We start from the raw sequence: 22,860 nt of genomic DNA, 5'->3' as shown, positions 1-22,860 counted from the left end.
ACCGATTTTGAGTTGCTGGAGAATGCTGATGCTGTCGGTACAGCCGTTGATCGACCAAGCCGTTGCCGAGCTGGCGCCGGGATTCAGGGCCCTGAGCATCGTCGCGCAAGCTGCGCCGCTCACCGATCCCGACGTCGCCCGCGCAGCGCTGGAGCGAGCCTGTCAATCGGTGCTGGCGGGCGGGCCGGCCTGGGCGGAGGCCCATTTGCAGCAGTGGGCCCAAACGTTCCGACTGTTCGGTGCAAAGCCGCAACGCACACCTTGTTCAGCCGAAGCGTTGCGCAAGCGGGTGCTGCGCGACGGCGGTTTGCCGAGCCTTGATCCGGTCGTTGACCTCTACAACGCCATCAGTCTCGAATATGCGATCCCGGTGGGCGGGGAAAATATCGAGGCCTACACAGGCTCGCCGCGACTGGTGATTGCCGAGGGTGGCGAACCGTTCGATACGATGAAAGAGGGGGCGCCTGCCCATGAATATCCCGACGCCGGCGAAGTGGTCTGGCGCGACGACCAGGGCGTGACGTGCCGTCGCTGGAACTGGCGCCAGGGCGTCAGGACCCGCTTGGACGCGGAGGCCCGGCAGATGTGGTTCATCCTCGAAAGCTTGCCGGCGATGCCGCTCGAAGCGCTGACCGAAGCGGGCGACAGGCTGATAGAAGGGTTGCAGTCGATGATGCCCGGCGTGCAGATCGAGAGCGTACTGATCGGGCCCGGAAGCTAACGCGCTGGCGAAAGCTCTCGTGGTGAGGGAGCTCGCTCCCGCTGGTCTGCGCAGCAGACCCAACCCAGCCAACGCAGTCATTCAGGCATATCGCATTGACCGGCTGACGACTGCTGCGCAGCCGAGCGGGAGCAAGCTCCCTCGCCACAGGAGGTTGCGCGCGTCATTCAGTCCAGGTCTTGCGCGCTATGCCGCTCCGGCACCTGGCTCGTTTCGTCGCCCCAGGTCCGGTTGACACGCTGTCCGCGCGCCACGGCGGGACGCTTGGCGATTTCCTCCGCCCAACGCTGCACGTGGGTGTATTCGTGGGCCGCCAGGAACTCGGCCGCCGAGTACACGTTGTTCCGCACCAACTGGCCATACCAGGGCCAGACCGCGATGTCGGCAATGGTGTACTGGTCGCCGGCCAGGTAGCGGTTTTCAGCCAGGCGACGATCCAGCACATCCAGTTGCCGCTTGGCTTCCATGGTGAAGCGATTGATCGGGTATTCCAGTTTCTCCGGCGCGTAGGCGTAGAAATGTCCGAAGCCGCCACCCAGGTAAGGCGCCGACCCCATCTGCCAGAACAGCCAGTTCAAGGTTTCGGTGCGCCCGGCCGGATCGCTCGGCAGCAGCGCAGAAAATTTTTCCGCCAGGTACAGCAGGATCGAACCGGACTCGAACACCCGGATCGCAGGTTCGACGCTGCGGTCCAGCAGGGCCGGGATCTTGGAATTCGGATTGACCTCGACGAAACCGCTGGAGAACTGGTCGCCTTCGCCGATGCGAATCAGCCAGGCGTCATATTCCGCGCCGGTGTGCCCGAGCGCCAGTAGCTCTTCGAGCAGGATGGTCACTTTCACGCCATTGGGCGTTGCCAGCGAATAGAGCTGCAACGGATGCTCGCCGATCGGCAGGGTTTTTTCATGGGTCGGCCCGGCGACAGGGCGGTTGATGCTGGCGAAATGGCCGCCCGAGGGGGCTTCGTGCTTCCAGACTTTGGGCGGGACGTAAGACGCTTGGCTCATGGGACGTACCTTATCGTTTGAATGCGCTGATCCTGAAGCGAAGCCATAGCACATTTGCGCTATGGCTCAGGTCGGGGACATGGACTCTAATCTATGGGCGCTCTGTCAGGCAGACAAGGGCCGTCGAAAATAACAGTCGGATCAACAGGGAGCAGTCTTGAACAACCCATCGGCAAGCCATCCTGAAGCGAGTACCCAAGAGCACCGGCGCGTCGCAAGAGGCTTGGCCATGGTGATGATCATGACCGGGGCGTCGGCGGCGTACGCCGCAGACACTTCATCCGCCGATTGCACCAACGAAGCTGACTTCCGGCCCGGGACCGTGGTGCATTCCGAGAGTCGCGACAACCTGTCGCCCGCCACCAGTCGCAGCAAAACCGAGACGCTCGGTCGTGAAGCCTTTGCCGGAGCCGATCCGGTGGTGACCTTGCACACCTCGTACTTGAACAACGCGCCGTTCTTCCTGACCAAGACCTATGCCGAGATCAAGGACGGCAAGATGATTCGGTACGGCGACCGGCATGGCGACGGGGCTTCGTTGGTGACCACCACGTATGAACCACCGCCCGCCACGCCACTGGACCTGCAGCCTGGCCAGACCGTTTCCGTCAGTTATAAGGGCAAGGCCCACAGCGCCGGCGGGACGGTTGAATTCGAGGTTTCCGAAAAGCTGACCTATAACGGCCGGGAGACCATCACGACGGCGCTCGGGACGTTCGACACTTGCAAATTCACCAACGAAATCACCACCGGGGCCGCCGCGAGGCAGGTCGCCGTGGTGCAGAACTGGTTCCCGGTGGAGGGACCTTATCGCGGCCAATCGATCAAGTCGGTCACGCCGGCCTTCAACGGGGTTCCCGAAAGAGTCAGCGAAATTACCCAGATGAAGTATTCCACGCGGTGACGTTGTACTCCAGAGGTTATTTCTTTCGGCAAACAAAGTAAGCAGATACAGACTTTCTTGACGTCAAAAGATAATTCCTGCGTACCGTTTCAGTCTCCGGATGATTCGCCGATAGCCATTTGAGGTCCGGTTGATTTCCAGATTCTGCCGAGGGTAAGTCATGTTTAACACCACATTGAAAAATGAACTGACGGCCAGGACGGCCGAATTGGCAACCTATAAAGGATTGGTCGGCGCGCTGGAACGGTCGATGGCCGTGATCGAGTTCAGCCCCGACGGCAAAGTGCTGCGCACCAACGAAAACTTCCTGAAGACGATGGGATACCGCGAGGACCAACTGGCGGGCCTGTCACATCGCAATTTCTGTACACCCGCGCTGGCCGGCAGTGCTGAATATCGTGAGTTCTGGGACCGGCTGCGGGCCGGTCAGTTCGTTTCCGGGACTTTCCAGCGGGTCAGCGCGCAAGGTCGAAACGTCTGGCTGGAAGCCAGCTATAACCCGGTTCTGGACGAGCACGGTAAAGTCGTGAAAGTAGTCAAATATGCACTCGACGTCACCGCCCGGGTTGCCAGTGATGCGGAGATCCGGGGCCGGCTGGCGGCACTTGATCGGGCCATGGCGGTCATTGAGTTTGACCTGGGCGGCAACATACTGACTGCCAATGACAACTTCCTCCATACGATGAATTACTCCCTGGCGGAGATCAAAGGCAAGCATCACCGGTTGTTTTGCGAAGCGGGCCTGGTCAACAGTTCGGAATATGGCGATTTCTGGCGACGCCTCAATGCCGGTGAGTTTTTCACCGGACAATTCAAGCGGGTGGGCAAGCACGGCAAGGTGGTCTGGCTGGAAGCCAGTTACAACCCGGTGTATGACGCCGAAGGCAAGCTGAGCAAGATCGTCAAGTTCGCCAGTGACATCACCGAACGGGTGGAAAAGTTCGAAGAAGACTCACGCGGCGCGTCCCGTGCGTACCACATCTCTTCCGAGACCGAGAGAGTCGCCGAACAGGGCGCCCAAGTGATCCAGCAGACCGCCAGGGAAATGCGTCAGATCGCCGAAAACATCGGCGCTTCTGCGCGCCTGGTCGGGCAGCTGGGTGCGCGCTCGGAGGAGATCACCGCCATCGTCAACACCATTCGCGGCATCGCCGACCAGACCAACCTGTTGGCGCTCAACGCGGCCATCGAGGCGGCGCGGGCGGGCGACCAGGGCAGAGGCTTCGCGGTGGTGGCCGACGAAGTCCGGCAACTGGCCGGGCGCACCAGTCGCTCCACGTCGGAGATCGCCGAGATGATCGGCCTGATCCTTTCGGAAACCCGCGACGCCGTCGCCAGCATGAGCGTGACTCAGGAAGGCGCATTGCGCGGGGTGACCCTGGCGGACCAGGCCGGATCGGTGATCGTACAGATCAGGGCCGGGACCACGGATGCGTTGGAGGCGGTGAGCATGTTCGCCTCCAAGCTCGATGAATCCGAGGTTATTCCCAAGACGGCGATTGGCTGGGTCGGCTGAGAAGCACTGATTGCCGAGGCCGGGGGGGGACATCCGATAGGACCACCCCTTAGCCATTTGTTGATGCGCTTGAAAGGCGCCTCAATAAACCCGGTAATATTTCACCACGTCGTCGATAAAATAAATCGTCAAGACGGTGCCCTGGGTCTGGCTCTGTCCTTTTCGTTGGCCCGTCACGCTGCCGACGTCGTTGGCGACGCCTTGTGCCTTGGAGATCTGGGCCGAGGTGTCATACATCTTCAGGCTCGTCTCGGTCGAGACATATTTGTGAGCCAGCTTCATGTATTTATCCAGGCCTTCTTCCCTTTTGTCATACGTCCAGTTCGACTCATTGCTGGTGCTGGTTGAATCAAGTTCCTCGCTCACCGGTGCGCCGAACATCTGAGTGATCTGACCTTTGGTGGTCTTGCCCGGAATGATGGTCTGCTTGAGATAAGCAATGTCGTATTTCTGTGCGCCGGGGTTCAAGGCGCCCATCAAGTCACCGGTATTGGTACAGCCGGCGAGTGCCCCAGCCAGTAAGCACAGTGCCATTCCGTTCTTGAGTGTTTTTCCATAATTGAAAGACATAAGACTTACCTTGAGTGGTTTTCAGGACCGTTCCATTTCGCGGACAGGCGAAGTTGACCCAGCATGCGCAACCTGTTGGTTGTTTTTTTCTCGACAGTGCACGAAACGCCATCCACGATCCGTCGACGCGCGCATTAATGCGCGCGCAGTGGCGTGAAGTTTAATTAGCTTGAATGTTAGCCATTAATGGCGTGTTGGCAGCTTAGGCGCAGGGTAATGCTGAAGGCTATAGTACAAGTGTGCTATGGCCTGGCTCGCACGCAGGGCGGATAAAGTCTTATGTCGCGCACGCCTGGTGGGTGCTTCAGGTTCGACATTTACCTGGCCATTTATCAACGCTCGGGTCATTGGCGAATTGAGCGGCGGCAGCCGCGCGGGTAGGGACATCCAGCGCCTTGAGCAAACTTGAGACATGGATCCGGACGGTAAAGGGCGAAATCCCCAGCTCCTTGGCGATTTCCTTGTTGGTCTTGCCGGCGGCGATCAGGCCAAGCACTTGTCTTTGCCGTGCGGTCAGCTGGGAGAGCGCAGTTGATTCGACATCAACAAGTATTGAGTTTTCCGTCTGGTATTTCACGACCACTTCGCCTTCACGAATCGCCATGAGGGCTTCGGCGATGCCGGCGGGGTCGATGTTTTTGCCAATAAACCCGTCAGCCCCCAACGCCATGACCTGGTCAATGACGTCGATGTCTTCGACCATTGAAACCACAATGATCGAAGTGCGTTTGAATTCCTGGCGCAATTGTTTGATGACGTCGAGCGACTTGATGCCCGGAAAGCGCAAATCGAGAATCAGGGAATCCACTTCTGCTCCGGATCTGGCCAGCGACAGTACTTCCTCGAGATTACCCGCCTGTTCGATTATTGCTGTCGGAAGAAGCCTTTCAATGGTTCTTAACATACCCTCGCGAAACAAGGGATGGTCATCCGCTACTATCACTCTGCAGGTCATGCGCAAGATCCTCCTGATCTTCCAGTCCCGCGCATCGTACCTTAAACGTGGGTGTCGGGTTTCAAGTTTGGAACAACCTTTCATGTTGGGAAATGGATTTGAATATGACTGAAAAGAACAGCGAGCTGGACCAGGCCACATTAAGATTGACGGTCGGGGCTTGTGCCTCGCTATATGTCTTTGTCGTTGCGAGTCTTCCCTCCAGCGATTTTGCGACCTATGTACCGATCATGTGGTACATGACCTTTTTCTTCGGCGTCGCGATTCCGTTGCGCATGGCGATCAAGCGCTGGCCGGGACATTTCTTCTGGCGCCGACTGTTCGCCATGACCCTCGACTACGTAAGCCTGGCTTATGCGCTGTTCGTCGGCGGGGAGGGCGCGCTGCCGTTGTACGCTGCCGTGCTGTGGGTCACGCTGGGCAACGGCATGCGTTTCGGTACGCGCTACCTGACGATCGCGACGTTGATTGCCTTGGCCACGTTGGTGGCAATTTTCCTGTTCACGCCGTTCTGGCGCAGTCAGCCTTTCCTGTTCCTGACCTTGATAGTGACGACAATCGTCGTGCCGGCCTATGCCCACGTCCTGCTGACCCGCACTCGCATCGCGTCGGAAGAGGCGATTGCGGCGAATCAGGAAAAATCCCGTTTCCTCGCCCAGGCCAGTCATGACTTGCGCCAGCCGATCCACTCGATCGGCCTGTTCACCGCTTGTTTGCGGGACGCCAGGCTGGGCCGGGAGGAGCTACGGTTGGTGGATAACATCGACCGATCGCTGCATATCGTCTCGCAGCTGTTTCGTTCGATCCTGGACATCTACACCCTCGACAACGGTCAGCTTGAGCCGCAAGCCGAGCCGGTCAACCTTGATGTGCTGCTGCAGGACGTGGTCAAGCAGAACACCGAAGCCGCCCGCTGGGCCGGCGTCGAACTGCGCTTGCGGCCTTGCAGGCATTGGGTCCAGGTCAATGCCGGCCTGTTGGCGACGATGGTGCAGAACCTGATTTCCAACACGCTCAAGTACGCCCCCGGCCAACCGGTGCTAATCGGTGTTCGTCCGCAAGGCAGCGGCCTGTCGATCGTCATCTATGACAAGGGCCGGGGCATTGCCGCCGAGCACCTGCCCGAGGTGTTCAAGGAGTTTTACCGGGTGCGTCATGTGCGCGACAAGGACGTCGAAGGGCTGGGCCTGGGATTGTCGATCGTCAAACGCATCAGTCATCTGATCAACCTGGACATCCGCCTGGATTCGAGGCTCGGCAAGGGCACTCGCGCCATGATCCAGGGCCTGGAAAGGATCGCGCCCGGAACCACCGTGGACCGGCCGGTTGCGCCACAGAACCGTTTGCAGGGTTTGCGGGTGTGTCTGGTGGAAGACGATTCCAACGTCTTGATGGCGACGTCCGCGCTGCTGGAGAAGTGGGGCTGCGTCGTCGAGACCCACAGTGACGGCGTCGGCGTGAGCAGTGACTGCGACATCATCATTGCGGATTTCGACCTGGGTCCCAAAGTGTCTGGCGCCGAATGTATCGCAGCGATTCGTGAGCAGCGCGGCTGGGAGGTGCCGGCGATGATCATGACCGGGCATGAGATCGAACGCATTCGACATGCACTGCACCACATGAACATCTCGATCCTGGCCAAGCCCGTGCGCCCGCCGGAGTTGCGCACGACCCTGCTTGAACTGACGAAGAATTTTGCCTGGAGGATCTAGGCCCTGGCAGGCCAGCGGCCCCGAAGCCACGCGTCATTTCATTTGATGAAACAATGGATTTCAATCCGTGCGTATTCCTGCGCCAGCGCATTGGGCAGAAGATGACTCCACCCGCCCACACACCCAGTCAAAGGGGGTGACGGACGAACCCTGACCGTAGCGCACTGGCCCAGGCAGCAATGTCGCAGGCGCAAGGAGTGATCGATGAACGAAGCCTCGAAAGTAGCCCCTTCGCCCTGGCATGAAGGCGAGTTGGCCTTGCAGCGCACCGTCGGGGCAGTAGAAATGATGGCGGGTGTCGGCCAGCGACAACTGGCGCGTAGCTGGATGCCGGATCAGCACCGCGAGTTTTACGCTCAGTTGCCTTTCGTGGTGCTGGGCGCGGTGGATCGCCAGGGCGATGTCTGGGCGACCCTGCGCACCGGGCAGCCCGGCTTCATGAATTCACCGGACCCGGAAACGTTGCACATCCATTTCGACCCGGAGCCCGAAGACCCGGCCGAGCAAGGTATGGGCGAGGGCGATGCCATCGGCATGCTCGGTATCGAGTTGCACACCCGTCGCCGCAACCGCATGAACGGCGTCGTGCGCCGCCGGCTTGAGCGCGGGCTGGAGATCTCGGTGAGCCAGGCCTATGGCAACTGCCCACGCTACATCAACCTGCGCCAGTACCGTTTCGTCGATGAGCAGCCCGCCGAACCGCGCCAACTGGAGGCGGCCGACCCGTTGGTCCGGCGGCTGGTCACCGCGGCCGATTCGTTTTACATCGCCACCTACGTGGTACGCGACGGCGAGCGGCAAGTCGATGCGTCCCATCGCGGCGGCAAGTCAGGTTTTGTGCGCATGGACGAGGACGGCACGCTGACCATTCCGGATTTTTCCGGAAACCTGTTCTTCAACACGCTGGGCAATATCCTGCTGAACCCGCGTGCGGGCCTGGTCTTCGTTGATTTCCAAACGGGCGATTTGCTGCAGATGAGCGGTTCGGCGCAAGTGTTGCTGGACGATCCGCAGATCGCCGCGTTCCAGGGCGCAGAGCGGCTGTTGCGTTTTACTCCGCAGCGCATTGTCCATCGTCCGGCGGCGCTGCCGTTGCGCTGGAAAGATCAGGACGAGGGTGACTCGCCCAATTCATTGATGACCGGCAGTTGGGAGCAGACCGCCGAGCGCTTGCAGGCCGAGGCCCTGCGCAGCAAATGGCGGGCGCTGCAGGTCACCCGGGTGGTGGACGAAAGCCACGATATTCGATCCTTCTACCTGCAAACCAACGACGGCGTCGGTTTACCCCGGTTCGAAGCCGGGCAGCATCTACCCGTACGGATAACGCTGGAAGGACAGCAAGTGCCGTCGATCCGGACCTATAGCGTGTCCAGCGCACCGTCGGACGATTTTCTGCGCATCAGCGTCAAGCGTGACGGCGCGGTATCTTCGCACCTGCATGAGCAGATCCAGGCGCTCCACCAGATTGACGCCCGGGCGCCTCAGGGCCATTTCACGGTGAATCCGACTGAGCGCCGGCCTTTGGTACTGCTGGCGGCGGGCGTCGGTATCACACCGCTGTTGTCGATGCTGCGCGAAGTGGTCTACCAGGGGAAACGCATCAGCCGGATGCGCCCGGTCTGGCTGGTGCAAAGCGCTCGCCACGTGGCCGACCTGGCCTTTCGCGAGGAGATCGACGAATTGGTAGCCCGTGCCGGTGACAAATTGCGAGTGCTGCGCATGGTCAGCCAGCCGCCCAGCGACGGGACGGTCGGGCAAGGCTACGACGTGGCCGGCAGAATCGAAGTGACGCTGCTCAAGCAACTGTTGCCCCTCGATGATTACGATTACTACCTGTGCGGGCCGGGCAGCTTTACCCAGGCGCTGTACGACGGCTTGCGCAAGCTGCGCATTCCCGATGATCGCATTCACGCCGAAACCTTCGGTCCGTCCACGCTGGTGCGCGACGTCGAAGTCAGCGTACCGGCGCCCGAGCAAGTGCCGGCGGCCACCGAAGCGGTAAAGGTGCTGTTCGCCGGTTCGGCCAAGGAGGCCCGCTGGGAACCGGAAAGCGGGACGCTGCTGGAATTGGCCGAGGCGCGGGGTCTGAATCCGGAGTTCAGTTGCCGCGGTGGATCCTGCGGCACCTGCAAGACCCGCATGACCCAGGGCCAGGTGCATTACCTGACCCAGCCGGCCGAGCCCGTGGCCGCCGGCGAGGTGCTGATCTGCTGCGCCGTACCGGCCCAGGGCAGCGAGCCTTTGGTGCTGGAGGTCTAGCGTGCGGCGCTGGCGCTTGTTCCTTCGCCAGCACATTCAATATCCTCACTGCCTGATACGCCGCCTTCGCGAGCAGGCTCGCTCCCACATGAGTCCTGCGGCGCATACACATCCAACGCCGGGCCCATTCAAGTGTGGGAGCGAGCCTGCTCGCGAAGGGGCCTGTGTGTTCAATACCCAGGACAGTGAGTTTATTCCTCAGCCGGTCTCATATGAAAAATGGTATAGGGCAGGATCAGCGTATCGGCGACGAAGCTGAGGGGTAGATCGATGACTGCGAACGGCGCCAGTGCGCGTGCGATGGTCGCGTTATCTTCGGTCGTCGCCTTGAGCACCTGGAGATCGACGGACACGCCGCAATAAGGATGAATACCGCAAAGCTGCCCGGTGCCAAAGGTTTCGTTGGCCGTCGCGCACCCTGTCAGCAGTGCGATGGTCAAAGCAATTCCCACGATGCGCATGGCGGTCCCTCGTAATTGGTGCGCGACTGTAGCACTGTGATCGGGCTCAAATTGATTTATCCGCCCGACTCAGCGAACTCGCGATGACTCCCGCCGATTTTCAGTACGTCGCGTCTCTCGGCTTTCGTCACGCACCACCAGCCAGATCCCGATGGCGGAAACCGCCATCCCCAGTGCCATCTGCCATGAAAGCGGTTCGTCGAACATCGCCCAGGCCCACAGCATCGTGATCGGTGGGCTCAGGTACAGGACGCTGGCGACGCGGGTGGTGGACGCCCGGCGCAGACACAGCCAATAGAGCCCGTAACCGCCCATTGTCGACAAACCTGCCGTCCACAGCACACTCAGCGCGAACCCGGTACTCGGTATCGGCGCCAGGCTGCCTTGCGTGCCCTCGATCACGGCGAATGCCAGGCCAGAGACGCCACATTGCAGCCAGAGGTTAGGCAGCAGGCCGAGCGATTGCGAGGCAGGCAGCCGCTTTTGCCAGAGGGTCGCGATAGCCAGCGAAAACATTCCCAGCAATGGCAGCCCGTACGCCCACAGTGGCGCGTGGCCCCAAGCCAGCGCGCCGTGGGTGCCAAGCGCAACGCCGATCAGGCCGACCATCAGCCCGGCCCAGACTCGCGGCGCCAAGCGCTGTCCCAGCGCACCGGCGGCCAGCAACGCCAGGCCTATCGGCAACAGATCGGCGAACAACGCCGCCAGCCCGGCCGGCACGCCCAAGGCGATGCCCTGGGTGATGCCAGCCAGGTACCCAGCCATCGCGAGCAGGCCGATGCCGGCGTTTTTCAACAAAGTGACCCGCGAGGCTCGCCGCAACTGCCCGGCGACAAAAGGAAACAGCACCAGTGTGACTACCAGGCAGCGCCAGAACACCACCAGCAATGGCGGCGCGTAATCAATGGAGAATCGCGCACCGACAAACCCGGAGCTCCAGGCCAGGAGCAGGGCGGCCTCCAGCAAAGGCAAGGGGATCAGCCAATAGACGCTGGACGGCAAAGGGCAAGTGATCGATTTGGGCTGGTTCATGGTCACAGGCTACGAAAGCAGCCTAATCTAATAAATCAAAATATCTTGCAGCAGTCGTTCAGGAAAGATGAATCATGCCCGCCATTTTGGATATCGAGCTGATACGGACCTTTCACGCCGTCGCGCGCATCGGCAAATTCAGCGCCGCAGCCGAGCAGCTGCACAAAAGCCCGGCGGCGGTGAGCGTGCATATCCAGCGATTGGAAGCGGTCGCTGGCGGCCGTTTGCTGAACCGCGACAATCAGGCGGTATCCCTGACCGCACTGGGCAAACGCTTGCTGCTTTCCACCACCGAGTTGCTCACCACCCACGATCGGGTGCTGGCCGACCTGCACGGCACGCGGCTGGCGGGTCGCATCACGTTAGGCGTGCCGGACGAGTACGCCGACCACGTCATCCGCGACATCCTGCCGACATTCACCGCAGCCTGGCCTAACGTGATCCTCGAGCTCAGGACGGCCCCCAGTTATGCCCTGCGTGAGCAGGTGCAGCGCGGGAAACTGCAAGCGGCCGTGCTCGCTCAGCCGATGGATCAGCCAAGGGAGGAAACCGAGGTGTTGACTACCACGACGCCGGTCTGGGTCGGCGCGATTCAGGCGACGGCCAACCCGGCGCAGCCGCTCGCCTTGGCTGTGCATGCAGCGCAGTGCCCTTATCGGCAAGCCATGATGCAGGCGCTCAGGGAGAGCGGTTACCGGCTGCGCGTAGTTCTGGAAAGCCCGTCCAACCAGGCCGTCAAGGCCTGTGTCGAGGCCGGCCTGGCGATCAGCCTGATCGACCGTGCTCGCGTGACCGAGCACATGCGGATCCTTGATGGCCTGCCGGTGATCGCCGACCATGCAGTGGTGTTCATGCGCTCCCAGGCATCACGCGGCAATGAAGCGGTAGACCTGCTTGGCCAGGCCATGGAGCAGCGTTTTCGACTGTAGGCGGGCTGTTTCAGGTGGCGTTGGCCTTGCAGGTCGAGGCCTGGTCGGGCTGCGCCGAAAGCGGAACATCAAACACCCGGTCGAATGCCCACTGAAAAACCAGGGCGTAGAAAAAGAAAAACACGAAGAGCCCCAGGTTTGTCGCCAATGCCTGCCACAGGCTGATACCCAGCCACGCGGCAATCACTGGCGTGAGGATCAGCGTCAGGCCGCCTTCGAATCCTAGCGAATGACCCAGACGCCGCCGCCAGTTGCGCTGGCGATTGTCCTGGCGCCGCTCCCAGGCTTCGAACAAACCATTGAACAGCATGTTCCAGGCCAGCGCGACGGAAGAAATCAGCAACGACAGCAGGGTCGAATAACCCATGCCCTGCTGGTAGATCAGCGCCAGTGCGGGGGCCACGAACAGCACGCCGCCGGCTTCGTAGAGAATGGCTTGAAGGATTTTTCGAGGTGCGCCTTGCATCGGTGGTCTCCTGGGAAAGGGGGCAGGACCACAGCCTGGCGAGTTGAGCGGCGGCGCACAATTGAGCTAAATTGAGCCTCGCTCAACCTGAGTAATGCTTGCCGCCATGTTTGCCAGACAGCCCCTGACCGCCTTGCGCGGCTTCGAGTCCGCCGCACGGCTGGGCAGCTTCAAGGCGGCGGCCCAAGAGCTGAGTATCAGCGCCGCGGCGATCTCCCATCAGGTCAAGAGCCTCGAAGCGTTTCTGGGCGTGCGGTTGTTCGAACGCTCCAGCCAGAACGTACGCCTGAGCCTCGATGGCGAGCGGCTTTATCCGCATATCCACCGGGCCTTGGCGGAGATCCAGCACGGCTTGCAGACGTTGGCGCCGCCTTGTGTCGCGCAATCACTGGTGGTGAGCACGACGCCGGCCTTCGCCAGCCTGTGGCTGATCCCGCGGCTCGGTGATTTTTATCGAGCGCACCCGGACATCAGCGTCCGACTGCACAGCAGCAATGACGTCGTCGACCTGCAGCGTGACGCCAGCATCGACCTGGCGATTCGCGCTGTGTTCACCTCGGATCCGCAACTGTTCGAGCAGCCATTGCTGGATGAATATTTTGCCGTCTACTGCCACCCCGGCTGGCAGCCTCCCGCAACGGGGGCTCCCGTCGAGTTGATCGACGTGCCGTGGCTGAGCAGTTCCGATGTCGCGGTCGATTGGCCGGCCTGGTGCGCCCGGGCCGGCACTTCGGTCTGGCTGGATAATGCCCGCGTGCGAGGCTATGACGAAGAGCAACACGCGCTGCAGGCGGCAATCGTCGGACACGGTCTGGTGCTCGCCAGCCAGGTCCTGGTTGCAGAGGCTGTGGCCCGCGGGCAGTTAGTGCCTTATCGGCCGGAGGTTCGCCTGGCGGGCGCGCGCTATACCCTGGTGTGCGTACCGGGACGGGAGCGGCAGCCAGCGGTGCGGGCATTCAGTGAATGGTTGCTGGGGCAGGGCGCCTGCTGAAACAGGGCGTCAAACGGCTGGGCCATGGAAAACCCGATTGGCGCGGGAACAGGTTCGAGGTCAAGGCTGTCCCTGGACTTTGGTCGAGACGAGACTCTCGTAACTTTCTGGATGCGGTGCCTCGGTGAAAATCACGTTGGAACGCTCGCTGCGGCACTTGAACTTCACGCCCTTGCGCGGCGTCATCTCCCTGGCCGTCTCAAGGCAGATCTGCCTTGAAGCGTAGGTCGGCCCCGGTCTGCGTTCTTCAACGCAGCCCTCGAAGCCACTGCAAATCGTCATAACGACAAAATATACGGTCATCATCCTTGTATTGCTCCGCTGGGCGATGCGATTGACTACCTCAGCGCCTGCCGCTGTTCAGTTGAACAGGCAGGGCCGATGAGGCGGATGATGAGCGCTTCATCGAACCTTCAGCAATGGCACGCCAGTGCCATTTGTCGGAATATTGTCGCTTTTTCGAATGTTTTTAAAACTGCCGTTTCTGTCGCCAATATATTGGCGAAAACGCCGTTATCGATAGTTTTTGCCAGGGGTCAAAAAGGCCTAGCTCCGCGCCGAGAAATACCATGCAACCAGCGCCGCTAGGCTGATCGAGGCGCCCAGTAAACTCACCGCCTGCCAGCCCCAAAGCGCATACACCTGAGTGGCAGCTGCCGCCCCCAGCGCGCTGCCGACCGAGTAGCAACACATGTACGCGCCAACCATGCGGCTCTGGGCGTCGGGCCGCGCGGCGAAAAGAAAACTCTGGTTGGTCACATGCACCGCCTGCACGGCGAAATCGAGCAGGATCACCCCCACGACCAGCGCGATCAACGACGACTCGGCAAAGGCGATGGGCAACCAGGAGAGCGCCAGCAGCCCCAGGGAAAGGCCGGTCACCCGTTGCCCCCAGCCTCGGTCAGCCCAACGGCCGGCCCTCCTGGCGGCGAGCGCCCCGGCAACGCCGGCCAGGCCGAACAGGCCGATGGCGGTGTGTGAAAGCGACAGCGGCGCGGCACTGAGGGGCAGTACCATGGCGGTCCATAGCACGGAAAACGCCGCGAAGATCAGCAGGGCGAACAGGCCTCTGCTGCGCAGGACCGGTTCAGTCAGGAACAGTTTGAACAGCGATCGAATGAGCGCTGGGTAGGTATGCTGGTTACGTAGCGGTTTGGCGGGTGGAGCTATTTTCCATAACACTGCCGCGATCGTCAGCATCAGTCCTGACGAAACGAAATAAACCGCACGCCAGCCCGCCAGGTCGGCGATCAGCCCTGAAGTGAACCGAGCCATGAGAATGCCCAGCACAATCGCGCTGGTCAAGGCGCCCACGGCCTGCCCGCGTTGGGCGGGTGGAGACAGCAGCGCGGCGTAGGCGACCAGTACCTGCACGACCACCGCCATCAAGCCCGTGAGGCTCATGGCTGCCAGCAGGACCAGCCACTGCCGGGAAGCGCCGACGGCCGCCAGCGCCAGCACCGACAAGGTCACGAGCGTCAGGATCAGCCGCCGGCTGTCGACCTTGTCGCCCAACGGCACGATGAACAGCAACCCCAGCGCGTATCCAGCCTGAGTGGCCGTCGCCACGATGCCGATCGATCCGGGCGTCACGCCGAGGCTTTGTGCGATGGAGGCGAGTAACGGCTGGGCAAAATAGACATTGGCAACGGCCAGTGCGCAAGTCACCGAAAACAATAACGTCAGCGTTTTGGACAAGCCTCGTTCCAGGGCGGTAAATGCGCTCATGTTCCTCTCCGTGGGTAATCCTGGTTTCAATTGAAAACCTGTTTGCGATTTATGCGGGACTGGGTTTTAAATTGCAACCACTTGGGCGAGACTGACCGACGAGTAAACGGCGTACCGCAGCCCCGTCCGAAGGTAAACAAGATGGTTGAGAACGATGTGTCGCATAACCGCGAATGCCCCGTGGCACGCACGCTGGAAGTCATCGGTGATCGCTGGTCGCTGATGATCATCCGCGACGCCTTCGATGGGCTTCGCCGCTTCAGCGAGTTTCAGAAGAACCTGGGGGTGGCCAAGAACATCCTGGCGTCGCGACTCAAGGCCCTGGTCGAGGTCGGCGTGTTCGAGGTGCGGCCCGCCTCGGATGGGAGCGCCTACAAGGAGTACGTCCTGACGGAAAAAGGCCAGGCGACTTTTGCGCTGGTCGTCAGTTTGAGGCAGTGGGGCGAAAGGTTCCTGTTCACCCCGCAGGAGACAAGGTCGCTGTTGGTAGACAACGAGTCGGGGCAGCCGCTGATGCCGATCGAGGTTCGCTCATCAAGCGGCCGGAAACTCGAACCGTGGGATTGTCACCGGGTCAGGCGGGTTGCCGGCGCGTCGGGAAGCTGATGTGCTTCAGCGTTCGGCAGGTTGCTCGTAGCGTTGCTGGATGCGCGCCAGTTCACCGGACCGGCGCAGATGCTCAAGCGCGCTGGCCCACTTGGCAATCACCTGCTCGTCGCTGTCGACACTGAAGGCGATGTACAGCGAGGAGCGGTAGAGTTCGATGGGAATCCTGCGCAATGTTCCGGTGGGTATTTTCAACTGGCGGCTGTAATACGCCACTCCCGCATCGGTATCGCCGACGATGATATTCGTCCGCCCGGCCAGCAACATGCGGTAGAGCAGCTTGCTCTCGGTGGCGCTCTTGTCCAGGTTGTTGAAGCCCAGCGATTTCAGCATCTGGGGCACCAGGCCGGCATGGCGGGTGGTGATTTGCGGGGCGCGCAGCAGTTGTTCCAGCGAAGTGATCGGCGGCGCGTCTGCCAATTGATAGGCGTGGATGGATTCTTCGACAATCGGCCCGACCCACTTGTACAACGGTTCGCGCTCCGGCGTGCGGAACAGCGAGTACATGATGGTCTTGGGCCGGGTCCGCAATATTTGCGTGGCCCGCATGCTGGGCTGCAGCACTACTTCGAAGTCGTCCCCGGTCTGGGTCATGATGGCTCGGACGATTTCCGTGGTCATACCGGTGAGCTGACTGTTTTCGACGTAGTTGTAGGGTGCCCATTCCTCGGTCACGACCTGATATGGCTCAGCCGCGGCCCCTGAACCGAGCAATAGACAGAGCAGCGCTGCGGCAGGCATCGAATGCTTCACATGTTCTCCTGATAGGCGGTTCGCCGTTCCTGAGCGAACCCAAGACAAGCATAGACCCAAACACGTGGCTGACGACGGCTGCGGCTCCGTTATGAGAACGATCCCTCAGTTGCGTGCCTTGCCAGGCCGGCTGCGCGAGGGTTCACAAGCCTGACTGCATCCGTCGCTGGTACAGTGTCGCGCCTGACCGTGGCTACAGACGCCGGGCCTGCCTGGCGAGAATAGGACTGGAAGTTTGAACGAACAGACATTATCCATGCGCCTGGAGCGTGTGGCAGCGCATGTGCCGGCGGGTGCCCGGCTTGCCGATATCGGCTCCGATCACGGCTACCTGCCGGTGGCATTGCTACGTCGTGGTGTGATCAGCGCCGCTGTGGCCGGGGAGGTGGCGTTGACGCCGTTCCGCTCGGCCGAACGCACGGTGCGCGAAAGCGGCCTGGAACACACGATTGCCGTGCGCCTGGCCAGCGGCCTGGGGGCGATCGAACCCGGCGACGGTATAACGGCGATCAGCCTGTGCGGCATGGGGGGCGAGACGATTCGCGACATTCTCGAGGCCGGCAAGTCCCGCCTGAACGGCCGGGAACGGCTGATCCTGCAGCCCAACGGCGGCGAGCAGCCACTGCGCCAATGGTTGGTGGCCCACGACTACCGCATCCTTCATGAGGAAATGCTGCGGGAAAACCGCTTCTACTACGAAATCGTCGTCGCCGAGCGCGATGGGCCGGTGACGTACAGCGCCGAGGAACTGTACTTCGGCCCGCTGCAGATGCAGGCTCGCAGCCCGGTATTCCTGGACAAGTGGCAGCGCATGCTGCGCTTCAAACACAAAAACCTGGCTAACCTCACCCGGGCGCAGCAGGGCGTGGCGCAGGAAAAGGTGCAGGAGATCGCACGGCAAATTCGCTGGATCAGCGAATTGTTGGCGTGAGCCGCTCGAGCTGTTCCGCGACTGGCTGACAAGGCGCATCCGCCGCCGTTACATCGAATGGCGGATGCGCTTTTACTTCAACGTTGCGCTGCACCGCGCTCGACCATCGCTCGCCATTGCTGGACGCTGGGTCTTGCCTGCATCTTCGAATGCCATGCCAGCAACGCCTGGCATTCCTCGGGCACTGGCAACTTGACCAGCGAGGCGAAGATCATGCCGCCCAGTACCGCGATGTCTGCCATCGAAAAACGCTCGCCTGCAACAAACGGGCGTTGGCTCAGCAGGTCGTTGAAATAACGCATGCCCCTGACCGCCTTGTCGCGCATGCGCATGCCCCACTCAGCGTTCTGGTACAACTCGACTTCCGGCCCTAGCCCCGGCGTCGCATGGTGGAAGTACACGCTGACCGCATCGAGGAATTCTATTTCGGCGCGCTTGGTCATCATCTGGATCAGGCCTTTCTCCAAAGGCGTTTCACCGATCAGGGCAGGGGGGCCAACCAGGGCGTCCAGGTACTGCGTGATCGCCGTGCATTCGGCGATGAGCGTGCCGTCTTCCAGCTCCAATACCGGCAGCGTTCCCGAATAATTGATCGCGAGGAACGCCGGCTTCTTGTGTTCCCCTGTCCATAGATTGACCGAGACGAATTCGGTTTTCGAGAGTAGACCTTTCTCTGCCAGGGCGATGCGTACTCGCGCCGGATAGGGGCCGTCAAACCAGTCATGGATTTTCATCATTGGGAGTTCGGAAACGTCGTGGTGGGAGTGGAGAAGAGTCATGATCAAGTTACCTGCCTGTCAATTGGTAGGTAAAAGATTGGGCGACTATCCTTCGGCTGTCAACCCCTACCTGTCACTTGGCAGGTAAACTGGCTGCGGGTACAATCAGCCAGGTTTCAGCCATTCAGAATGAGGAACGGGACGTGAGCGAAAACGCTCGGGAAGCCATCCTGGCAGCCGCTAAAAGCGCTGCGCAGACCCATGGCTACAGCGGAATCAACTTTCGAAGCATTGCCGAAGCGGTGGGGATCAAGAACGCGAGTATCTACTACCACTTCCCCAGCAAGGCCGATCTGGGCGCGGCGGTAGCTGAACGCTACTGGCAGGACGCGGTCGCCGTTCTGAAGACGATCCGTGAGGAGAACCCCGACCCACATGGTTGCTTGCGGCTGTACCCCTCGATCTTTCGCAAGTCACTGGAAGACGGCAACAGACTCTGCCTGTCCAGCTTCATGGCGGCCGAACACGAAGACTTGCCTGAGCCGGTGAAGCGTGAGGTCAAGGCCTTCGCCGACGCCAACGTGGCGTGGCTGGCCGAGGTGCTGGCAGCCGCCGGCACGGGCAGCGTGGAAAAGTGTGAACGCCGCGCCCTGGCCATTTACACCGCTGTCGCCGGTGCCCAGTTGATCGCCCGGACGCGGCTCGACATCAGCCTGTTCGATGAACTGATCCTCAGCTACCAGGAGGCCGGACTCATCCCGGCTTGAGCTACTGTTTCAGCACCAGCAATCGATAAGTGCCCGCTTCGCTTTCAATTCCATGGGTGTCATGGGTGAACCCGGGGAACGATCGGTCAAAGCTTTCCAGCGCCTTGAGGTAGGTCAGCACCGGTCCTTCCGAAGGCCCTGCGTTTTCTCCCGGCATCAGCAAGGGAATTCCTGGTGGATACGGCACGATACCCGTCGCGGCGATGCGTCCGGCCGCTTCTTCGAGGGTGACTTGCTCGATCTCGTTCTTGACCAGTTTCTCGTACGCCTCCACCGGGCTGAAGTGCGCCTCAGGCAGTGTGCCGAACGCCTGGGCCATGGCGGCAGTGGTCCTGGTTTGTTTCATGGCGGCGAAAATTTCTTCGGCGAGGTCCTTGAGCCCCATGCCGGAATAACGTTGCTGGTTGGCGCTCAACAGGTCGGGCAGGCAGAGTTCCAGTTCCAGGTTGGCGTCGTAGTCGCGCTTGAAGTCGAGCAGCGCGTTGACCAGCGTGCCCCACTTGCCCTTGGTGATGCCGATGGAAAACAGGAACAGGATGGTGAAGTCGGTGGTCTTTTCCACCACGATGCCTTGCGTGCCCAGGTAGGCACTGAGCACACACGCCGGAATACCAAAGTCCAGCAGGTTGCCGTCGTCGCCCATCCCGGGGCTGAGGATCGAGACCTTGATCGGGTCGAGCATGCAGTAGCCGTCTTCAATGTCACCGAAGCCGTGCCAGACCTCATTGGGGTGCAGGACCCAGCAGCCTGGATCGACCTTGAGCCTGGCCGGGTCGACTTCGTGGAACGCAATCGACAACCCGTCGACCTGCACTGACGGCGGCTGCCAGCAGGAAAAGAACCAGTCGTCATGGCTGCGCATTTCGTTCTGCATATGCGAGATGACCTGACGGAAAGCGATGGCTTCCTCGATCGCCTCGCTGGTGAGGATCTGCCCGCTGGGCGCCTCCATCATCGCCGAGCTGACGTCGCAGGAGGCCATGATTGCGTAATTCGGCGAAGTCGAGGCGTGCATCATGTACGACTCGTTGAAGCGCCCGTGGGGGATCGGATTGCGGCCGTTGCGCACATGGATCATCGAGGCCTGGGACAGCGCCGCCAACAGCTTATGCGTGGACTGGGTGGCGAACACGGTCGGTTTCGACGGGTCGTGATCGTCCGGGCTGCCATGCATCGCAAAGCGATCCTTGTACAGCGGATTAAAACGCGCGTAGCCATACCAGGCTTCGTCGAAATGCAGGCGGTCGACGCTTTGCCCCAACAACTCTTCGACGCGAGTGACGTTGTAGGTCAGGCCGTCATAGGTGGAGTTGGTGATGATCGCATGCACCGGCGTCGGGTCGATGTGACTCTTGACCAGCGGGTTGCTTGCGATGGCGGCCTTCACCCCCTCGGCGCTGAGGGTCCGCGGCAGGATCGGGCCGATGATGCCGAAGCGGTTGCGGGTCGGCACCAGGTAGGTCGGAATGGCCCCGGAGAGGGTCATCGCATGCTCGGCGGATTTGTGGCAGTTGCGGTCGCACAATGCGATCTGGTCACGGGTCACACTGGCCATCAGGATGACGCGGTTGGACATCGATGAGCCGTTGGTGACGTAATAGGTGCGGTGCGCGCCGAACACTTTGGCGGCATAACGCTCGCCCTGTCCGATGGGGCCGCTGTGGTCGAGCAAGGAACCCAGCTCGCCGACGGAAATCGAAAGGTCCGAACGCAGCAGGTTCTCCCCGAAAAATTCATAGAATGCCCGGCCGGCGGTGCTTTTCAAGAACGCCGTGCCGCCCGCATGGCCCGGTGTGTGCCAGGAATATTCGTAGCTGCGGGCAAACTTCAGCAGCGCGCCGAACATCGGCGGCAGCACTGCCTGGCGATAGCGCTCGATAGCCGCCAGTATCCGCCCGCTGAGGAAACGGCTGGTGTCTTCAGGCAGCCAGATGAAGTCATCGGCATGTTGCATGACGATCAACGGCACATTGGACGCCGTGCTGCGATCACTGATCAGGAACACTGGTACGCGGGTGTTGCGCTCGCGTAGCGCGGTGAGCAGGTCGATGCATTCGCGGTGGTCGTCGCTGGTGTCGATTTCCCAACTGAGCAACACGCATTGGATGGCCGGGTCGGAACTCAGGATCGACTTGGCATCACTCAGGGTTTCGGAGGTCAGCACGCTCACGGCGCGGTCCTCCACGTCGCTGATCAGCTGGATCAGGGCACGACCGAATACGCTGCGTTTGTCGGGCGCATTGGAGACCAGCAAGGCCAGCATCCCCAACAGATTTCGATGTTCCGTCATGGCAAGGGCTCCAGGTTAGCTGCCTTCAGGTGGTTGACGGGAATGGGCTCGCCAACGATGTGCTGCGCCGCGACGGTCTGGGTCGGTACGCTGTTGTTCATGGCCTCCAGGCGGATCAGGCGGGTGTTGACGTAACCGAACAGCGTGTAGCCGACGATGACCGCCACGCCGCCGAGCATCAGCGCCTGTTCGCCTGAGCTGTAGAGCGCGAGGTAGCTGTAGGCCGCCGCGACGCCCGCGACGATGTTGGTGACCAGGGCCTTGTTGGCCGGGACGTTGGAAATTTTTTGCAGGGTCACCAGTGTTGCCATGGAGAGGATGTAGGGCACCAGGTTAGTGACCACGGCGAGGTTCACCAGCGTATCGAACTGCTTGGCCAGGTCCGGGCTGATGGTCAGCAGTGCCATGGTTGTCTGCATCGCCAGCAGGATCAGCATGCTGATGATCGGCACGCCATGCTTGTTGGCCTTGGCGAAGATCGGCAGGAAATAGCCGGTATCCGCCGAACTCTTGAAGACCTGTGCCACGGTGAATTGCCAGCCGAGCAACGAGCCGATGCAGGCCAGCACCATCAGGCCCATGACGATGTCACCCACCAGCGGCGTGAACATCTTGGCGAACACCAGGCCGAACGGCGCGGTGGAGGAGACCAGCTCGGCGTTGTCGACGATGCCGGCGATGACGTTGGTGGAAACAATGTAGATCACTGCGGCACCAAGGGTCCCGCCGAGGACCGCGATCGGCACGTTCTTCTCGGGATTTTCCACCGCGTCACCGTTGGCGCAGGCCGATTCGAGCCCGAGGAATGCCCAGAGCGTGATCGCCACCGAAGCGCCTGCCGCTTCGTACCAGGTCTTGTCGTGAGGGTTCCAGCCGGCGGCATAAACGCTGCTGTCGAACCAGAACCAACCGACGGTGGAAACCAGCACCACCGGGGCAATGACTCCCCACACCGTCACGGCGCCGATCTTGCCGGTGATGCCTGCGCCGCCGAAATTGGCGAAGGTGGTCAGCCACAGCAGCGCGATGGTCGCCAGGCCGACTTGCAGGGAATCGAGCTTGATCTCGAACAACGTCTGGATATAGCCGACCGCGGTAATGCTGATCGCCACGTTGGCAATCAACAGCGAAAGGCCGTAGGTATAGTTGGTGATGTAGTTGCCGGATTTGCCAAAGGTATATTCGGCGTAACCGCCCATGCCGCCGGTCTTGCGGCTGAGCATGCCGCAGCGGGCGAACGCGTAGGCCAATGCCAGCGAGCCCGTGGCGGTGATCAGCCAGGACAAGATGGAGATGCCGCCGACTTCGGCGAGCTTGGTCGGAAGCAATATGATGCCGGACCCCAGCATGTTGACGGCGGTCAGCATGGTCAGCTGGCTCACACTCATCTTCTTGGCGACTGACATTCCCTTGCCCCACATGCATGAAGTGAAGGGCTTAAGCTATAGCAGAGGATTCGCAGTAAGCCAGAATATCGCAGCGGGATTTGCCGCCGCTGGTCAAGAATCGGATCGAAAACGTGCCGGGGTGGCACGGGGGACGA

Annotated in this window: 22 protein-coding genes and 1 pseudogene; 11 read left to right on the top strand and 12 right to left on the bottom strand. The window is 61.1% G+C overall.

Features of this window, described 5'->3' with window-relative positions:
• Positions 1-28: 28 nt before the first annotated feature.
• Entirely contained in the window at positions 29-721 is a 693-nt protein-coding gene (locus J3P94_RS15505) for a B3/B4 domain-containing protein (RefSeq protein WP_434568669.1), read from the top strand.
• Positions 722-888: 167 nt separating this feature from the next.
• Here the strand turns inward: J3P94_RS15505 and yghU are convergent, their stop codons facing one another.
• The gene (gene yghU / locus J3P94_RS15500; RefSeq protein WP_434568668.1) at positions 889-1,728 is read right to left on the bottom strand and encodes a glutathione-dependent disulfide-bond oxidoreductase; all 840 of its coding nucleotides are present in this window, start codon (positions 1,726-1,728) and stop codon (positions 889-891) included.
• Between the two features lie 229 nt (positions 1,729-1,957).
• On the opposite strand from yghU, the gene J3P94_RS15495 reads away from it, so the two are divergent.
• The 3 genes and pseudogenes from J3P94_RS15495 (at position 1,958) to J3P94_RS15485 (ending at position 4,148) form a co-directional block, all read left to right on the top strand.
• Complete coding sequence (locus tag J3P94_RS15495; RefSeq protein WP_434568667.1) at positions 1,958-2,632, top strand: hypothetical protein; 675 nt, start codon at positions 1,958-1,960, stop codon at positions 2,630-2,632.
• A 160-nt stretch (positions 2,633-2,792) separates the two neighbouring features.
• Positions 2,793-3,512 (top strand): annotated as a pseudogene (locus J3P94_RS15490) (PAS domain-containing protein); the annotation flags it as partial.
• Positions 3,501-4,148, top strand: coding sequence for a methyl-accepting chemotaxis protein (locus tag J3P94_RS15485; protein ID WP_434574187.1), 648 nt, complete (start codon positions 3,501-3,503; stop codon positions 4,146-4,148). The pseudogene J3P94_RS15490 and the gene J3P94_RS15485, both read left to right, overlap by 12 nt.
• Before the next feature lie 81 nt (positions 4,149-4,229).
• Here the strand turns inward: J3P94_RS15485 and J3P94_RS15480 are convergent, their stop codons facing one another.
• Positions 4,230-4,718 carry a hypothetical protein gene (locus J3P94_RS15480; protein WP_305494945.1) on the bottom strand — a complete coding sequence of 163 codons (489 nt, stop codon included), beginning with the start codon at positions 4,716-4,718 and terminating at the stop codon, positions 4,230-4,232.
• A 304-nt stretch (positions 4,719-5,022) separates the two neighbouring features.
• Positions 5,023-5,673, bottom strand: a complete 651-nt coding sequence (locus J3P94_RS15475) for a response regulator (protein ID WP_434574186.1) — start codon at positions 5,671-5,673, stop codon at positions 5,023-5,025.
• Positions 5,674-5,777: 104 nt separating this feature from the next.
• Between J3P94_RS15475 and J3P94_RS15470 the strand changes: the two genes are divergently transcribed.
• A complete protein-coding gene (locus J3P94_RS15470; RefSeq protein ID WP_305494943.1) occupies positions 5,778-7,385 on the top strand; it encodes an ATP-binding response regulator in 1,608 nt (535 codons plus the stop codon).
• Positions 7,386-7,589: 204 nt separating this feature from the next.
• On the top strand, positions 7,590-9,644 hold the full coding sequence (locus tag J3P94_RS15465) for a 2Fe-2S iron-sulfur cluster-binding protein (RefSeq protein ID WP_434568666.1): 2,055 nt from the start codon (positions 7,590-7,592) through the stop codon (positions 9,642-9,644).
• 191 nt (positions 9,645-9,835) lie between these two features.
• On the opposite strand, the gene J3P94_RS15460 is transcribed toward J3P94_RS15465, so the two are convergent.
• Positions 9,836-10,105: a YceK/YidQ family lipoprotein gene (locus tag J3P94_RS15460; RefSeq protein WP_434568665.1), complete on the bottom strand. Its 270-nt coding sequence runs from the start codon at positions 10,103-10,105 to the stop codon at positions 9,836-9,838.
• Positions 10,106-10,174: 69 nt separating this feature from the next.
• Complete coding sequence (locus tag J3P94_RS15455; RefSeq protein ID WP_434568664.1) at positions 10,175-11,137, bottom strand: DMT family transporter; 963 nt, start codon at positions 11,135-11,137, stop codon at positions 10,175-10,177.
• Positions 11,138-11,211: 74 nt separating this feature from the next.
• Here J3P94_RS15455 and J3P94_RS15450 point away from each other — a divergent pair, with 74 nt between their 5' ends.
• Entirely contained in the window at positions 11,212-12,066 is an 855-nt protein-coding gene (locus J3P94_RS15450; protein WP_434568663.1) for a LysR family transcriptional regulator, read from the top strand.
• Between the two features lie 10 nt (positions 12,067-12,076).
• Here J3P94_RS15450 and J3P94_RS15445 read toward each other — a convergent pair whose 3' ends face one another.
• Positions 12,077-12,532, bottom strand: coding sequence for a PACE efflux transporter (locus J3P94_RS15445; RefSeq protein ID WP_434568662.1), 456 nt, complete (start codon positions 12,530-12,532; stop codon positions 12,077-12,079).
• 106 nt (positions 12,533-12,638) lie between these two features.
• Here J3P94_RS15445 and J3P94_RS15440 point away from each other — a divergent pair, with 106 nt between their 5' ends.
• The gene (locus tag J3P94_RS15440; protein WP_434568661.1) at positions 12,639-13,523 is read left to right on the top strand and encodes a LysR substrate-binding domain-containing protein; all 885 of its coding nucleotides are present in this window, start codon (positions 12,639-12,641) and stop codon (positions 13,521-13,523) included.
• Between the two features lie 60 nt (positions 13,524-13,583).
• On the opposite strand, the gene J3P94_RS15435 is transcribed toward J3P94_RS15440, so the two are convergent.
• Together J3P94_RS15435 and J3P94_RS15430 are read right to left on the bottom strand one after the other, a co-directional pair.
• Positions 13,584-13,829: a hypothetical protein gene (locus J3P94_RS15435; protein WP_434568660.1), complete on the bottom strand. Its 246-nt coding sequence runs from the start codon at positions 13,827-13,829 to the stop codon at positions 13,584-13,586.
• 240 nt (positions 13,830-14,069) lie between these two features.
• Entirely contained in the window at positions 14,070-15,251 is a 1,182-nt protein-coding gene (locus tag J3P94_RS15430; RefSeq protein WP_434568659.1) for an MFS transporter, read from the bottom strand.
• Between the two features lie 141 nt (positions 15,252-15,392).
• Between J3P94_RS15430 and J3P94_RS15425 the strand changes: the two genes are divergently transcribed.
• A complete protein-coding gene (locus tag J3P94_RS15425) occupies positions 15,393-15,857 on the top strand; it encodes a winged helix-turn-helix transcriptional regulator (protein ID WP_434568658.1) in 465 nt (154 codons plus the stop codon).
• A 6-nt stretch (positions 15,858-15,863) separates the two neighbouring features.
• Here J3P94_RS15425 and J3P94_RS15420 read toward each other — a convergent pair whose 3' ends face one another.
• Entirely contained in the window at positions 15,864-16,598 is a 735-nt protein-coding gene (locus J3P94_RS15420) for a substrate-binding periplasmic protein (RefSeq protein WP_434574184.1), read from the bottom strand.
• 247 nt (positions 16,599-16,845) lie between these two features.
• Between J3P94_RS15420 and J3P94_RS15415 the strand changes: the two genes are divergently transcribed.
• A complete protein-coding gene (locus J3P94_RS15415) occupies positions 16,846-17,541 on the top strand; it encodes a tRNA (adenine(22)-N(1))-methyltransferase (protein WP_434568657.1) in 696 nt (231 codons plus the stop codon).
• 77 nt (positions 17,542-17,618) lie between these two features.
• On the opposite strand, the gene J3P94_RS15410 is transcribed toward J3P94_RS15415, so the two are convergent.
• The gene (locus tag J3P94_RS15410; RefSeq protein WP_434574182.1) at positions 17,619-18,275 is read right to left on the bottom strand and encodes a glutathione S-transferase; all 657 of its coding nucleotides are present in this window, start codon (positions 18,273-18,275) and stop codon (positions 17,619-17,621) included.
• 188 nt (positions 18,276-18,463) lie between these two features.
• Between J3P94_RS15410 and J3P94_RS15405 the strand changes: the two genes are divergently transcribed.
• Positions 18,464-19,027 (top strand): TetR/AcrR family transcriptional regulator, encoded by a 564-nt coding sequence (locus J3P94_RS15405; protein ID WP_434568656.1) that lies wholly within the window; start codon positions 18,464-18,466, stop codon positions 19,025-19,027.
• Position 19,028: 1 nt separating this feature from the next.
• Here the strand turns inward: J3P94_RS15405 and J3P94_RS15400 are convergent, their stop codons facing one another.
• Together J3P94_RS15400 and potE are read right to left on the bottom strand one after the other, a co-directional pair.
• Entirely contained in the window at positions 19,029-21,317 is a 2,289-nt protein-coding gene (locus J3P94_RS15400; protein WP_434568655.1) for an Orn/Lys/Arg decarboxylase N-terminal domain-containing protein, read from the bottom strand.
• Positions 21,314-22,723, bottom strand: a complete 1,410-nt coding sequence (potE, locus tag J3P94_RS15395; RefSeq protein WP_434568654.1) for a putrescine-ornithine antiporter — start codon at positions 22,721-22,723, stop codon at positions 21,314-21,316. The genes J3P94_RS15400 and potE overlap by 4 nt, the downstream gene beginning before the upstream one ends.
• Positions 22,724-22,860: the final 137 nt, after the last annotated feature.

It is taken from the genome of Pseudomonas sp. Z3-8, assembly GCF_051131975.1.
Lineage (GTDB): Bacteria > Pseudomonadota > Gammaproteobacteria > Pseudomonadales > Pseudomonadaceae > Aquipseudomonas.
The sequence above is the reverse complement of the archived record's forward strand: the minus strand, read 5'-3'. Positions and strand labels throughout refer to the sequence as shown.

Bases quoted from the DNA above. Each gene is read 5' to 3' on its own strand.
- J3P94_RS15410 (WP_434574182.1), bottom strand. From the start codon at position 18,275: ATGAAAATCCATGACTGGTTTGACGGCCCCTATCCGGCGCGAGTACGC.
- J3P94_RS15505 (WP_434568669.1), top strand. From the start codon at position 29: ATGCTGTCGGTACAGCCGTTGATCGACCAAGCCGTTGCCGAGCTGGCG.
- J3P94_RS15420 (WP_434574184.1), bottom strand. From the start codon at position 16,598: ATGCCTGCCGCAGCGCTGCTCTGTCTATTGCTCGGTTCAGGGGCCGCG.
- J3P94_RS15430 (WP_434568659.1), bottom strand. From the start codon at position 15,251: ATGAGCGCATTTACCGCCCTGGAACGAGGCTTGTCCAAAACGCTGACG.
- J3P94_RS15445 (WP_434568662.1), bottom strand. From the start codon at position 12,532: ATGCAAGGCGCACCTCGAAAAATCCTTCAAGCCATTCTCTACGAAGCC.
- J3P94_RS15470 (WP_305494943.1), top strand. From the start codon at position 5,778: ATGACTGAAAAGAACAGCGAGCTGGACCAGGCCACATTAAGATTGACG.
- J3P94_RS15425 (WP_434568658.1), top strand. From the start codon at position 15,393: ATGGTTGAGAACGATGTGTCGCATAACCGCGAATGCCCCGTGGCACGC.
- yghU (WP_434568668.1), bottom strand. From the start codon at position 1,728: ATGAGCCAAGCGTCTTACGTCCCGCCCAAAGTCTGGAAGCACGAAGCC.
- J3P94_RS15480 (WP_305494945.1), bottom strand. From the start codon at position 4,718: ATGTCTTTCAATTATGGAAAAACACTCAAGAACGGAATGGCACTGTGC.
- J3P94_RS15465 (WP_434568666.1), top strand. From the start codon at position 7,590: ATGAACGAAGCCTCGAAAGTAGCCCCTTCGCCCTGGCATGAAGGCGAG.
- J3P94_RS15495 (WP_434568667.1), top strand. From the start codon at position 1,958: ATGGTGATGATCATGACCGGGGCGTCGGCGGCGTACGCCGCAGACACT.
- J3P94_RS15455 (WP_434568664.1), bottom strand. From the start codon at position 11,137: ATGAACCAGCCCAAATCGATCACTTGCCCTTTGCCGTCCAGCGTCTAT.
- J3P94_RS15475 (WP_434574186.1), bottom strand. From the start codon at position 5,673: ATGACCTGCAGAGTGATAGTAGCGGATGACCATCCCTTGTTTCGCGAG.
- J3P94_RS15440 (WP_434568661.1), top strand. From the start codon at position 12,639: ATGTTTGCCAGACAGCCCCTGACCGCCTTGCGCGGCTTCGAGTCCGCC.
- J3P94_RS15450 (WP_434568663.1), top strand. From the start codon at position 11,212: ATGCCCGCCATTTTGGATATCGAGCTGATACGGACCTTTCACGCCGTC.
- potE (WP_434568654.1), bottom strand. From the start codon at position 22,723: ATGTCAGTCGCCAAGAAGATGAGTGTGAGCCAGCTGACCATGCTGACC.
- J3P94_RS15460 (WP_434568665.1), bottom strand. From the start codon at position 10,105: ATGCGCATCGTGGGAATTGCTTTGACCATCGCACTGCTGACAGGGTGC.
- J3P94_RS15400 (WP_434568655.1), bottom strand. From the start codon at position 21,317: ATGACGGAACATCGAAATCTGTTGGGGATGCTGGCCTTGCTGGTCTCC.
- J3P94_RS15435 (WP_434568660.1), bottom strand. From the start codon at position 13,829: ATGATGACCGTATATTTTGTCGTTATGACGATTTGCAGTGGCTTCGAG.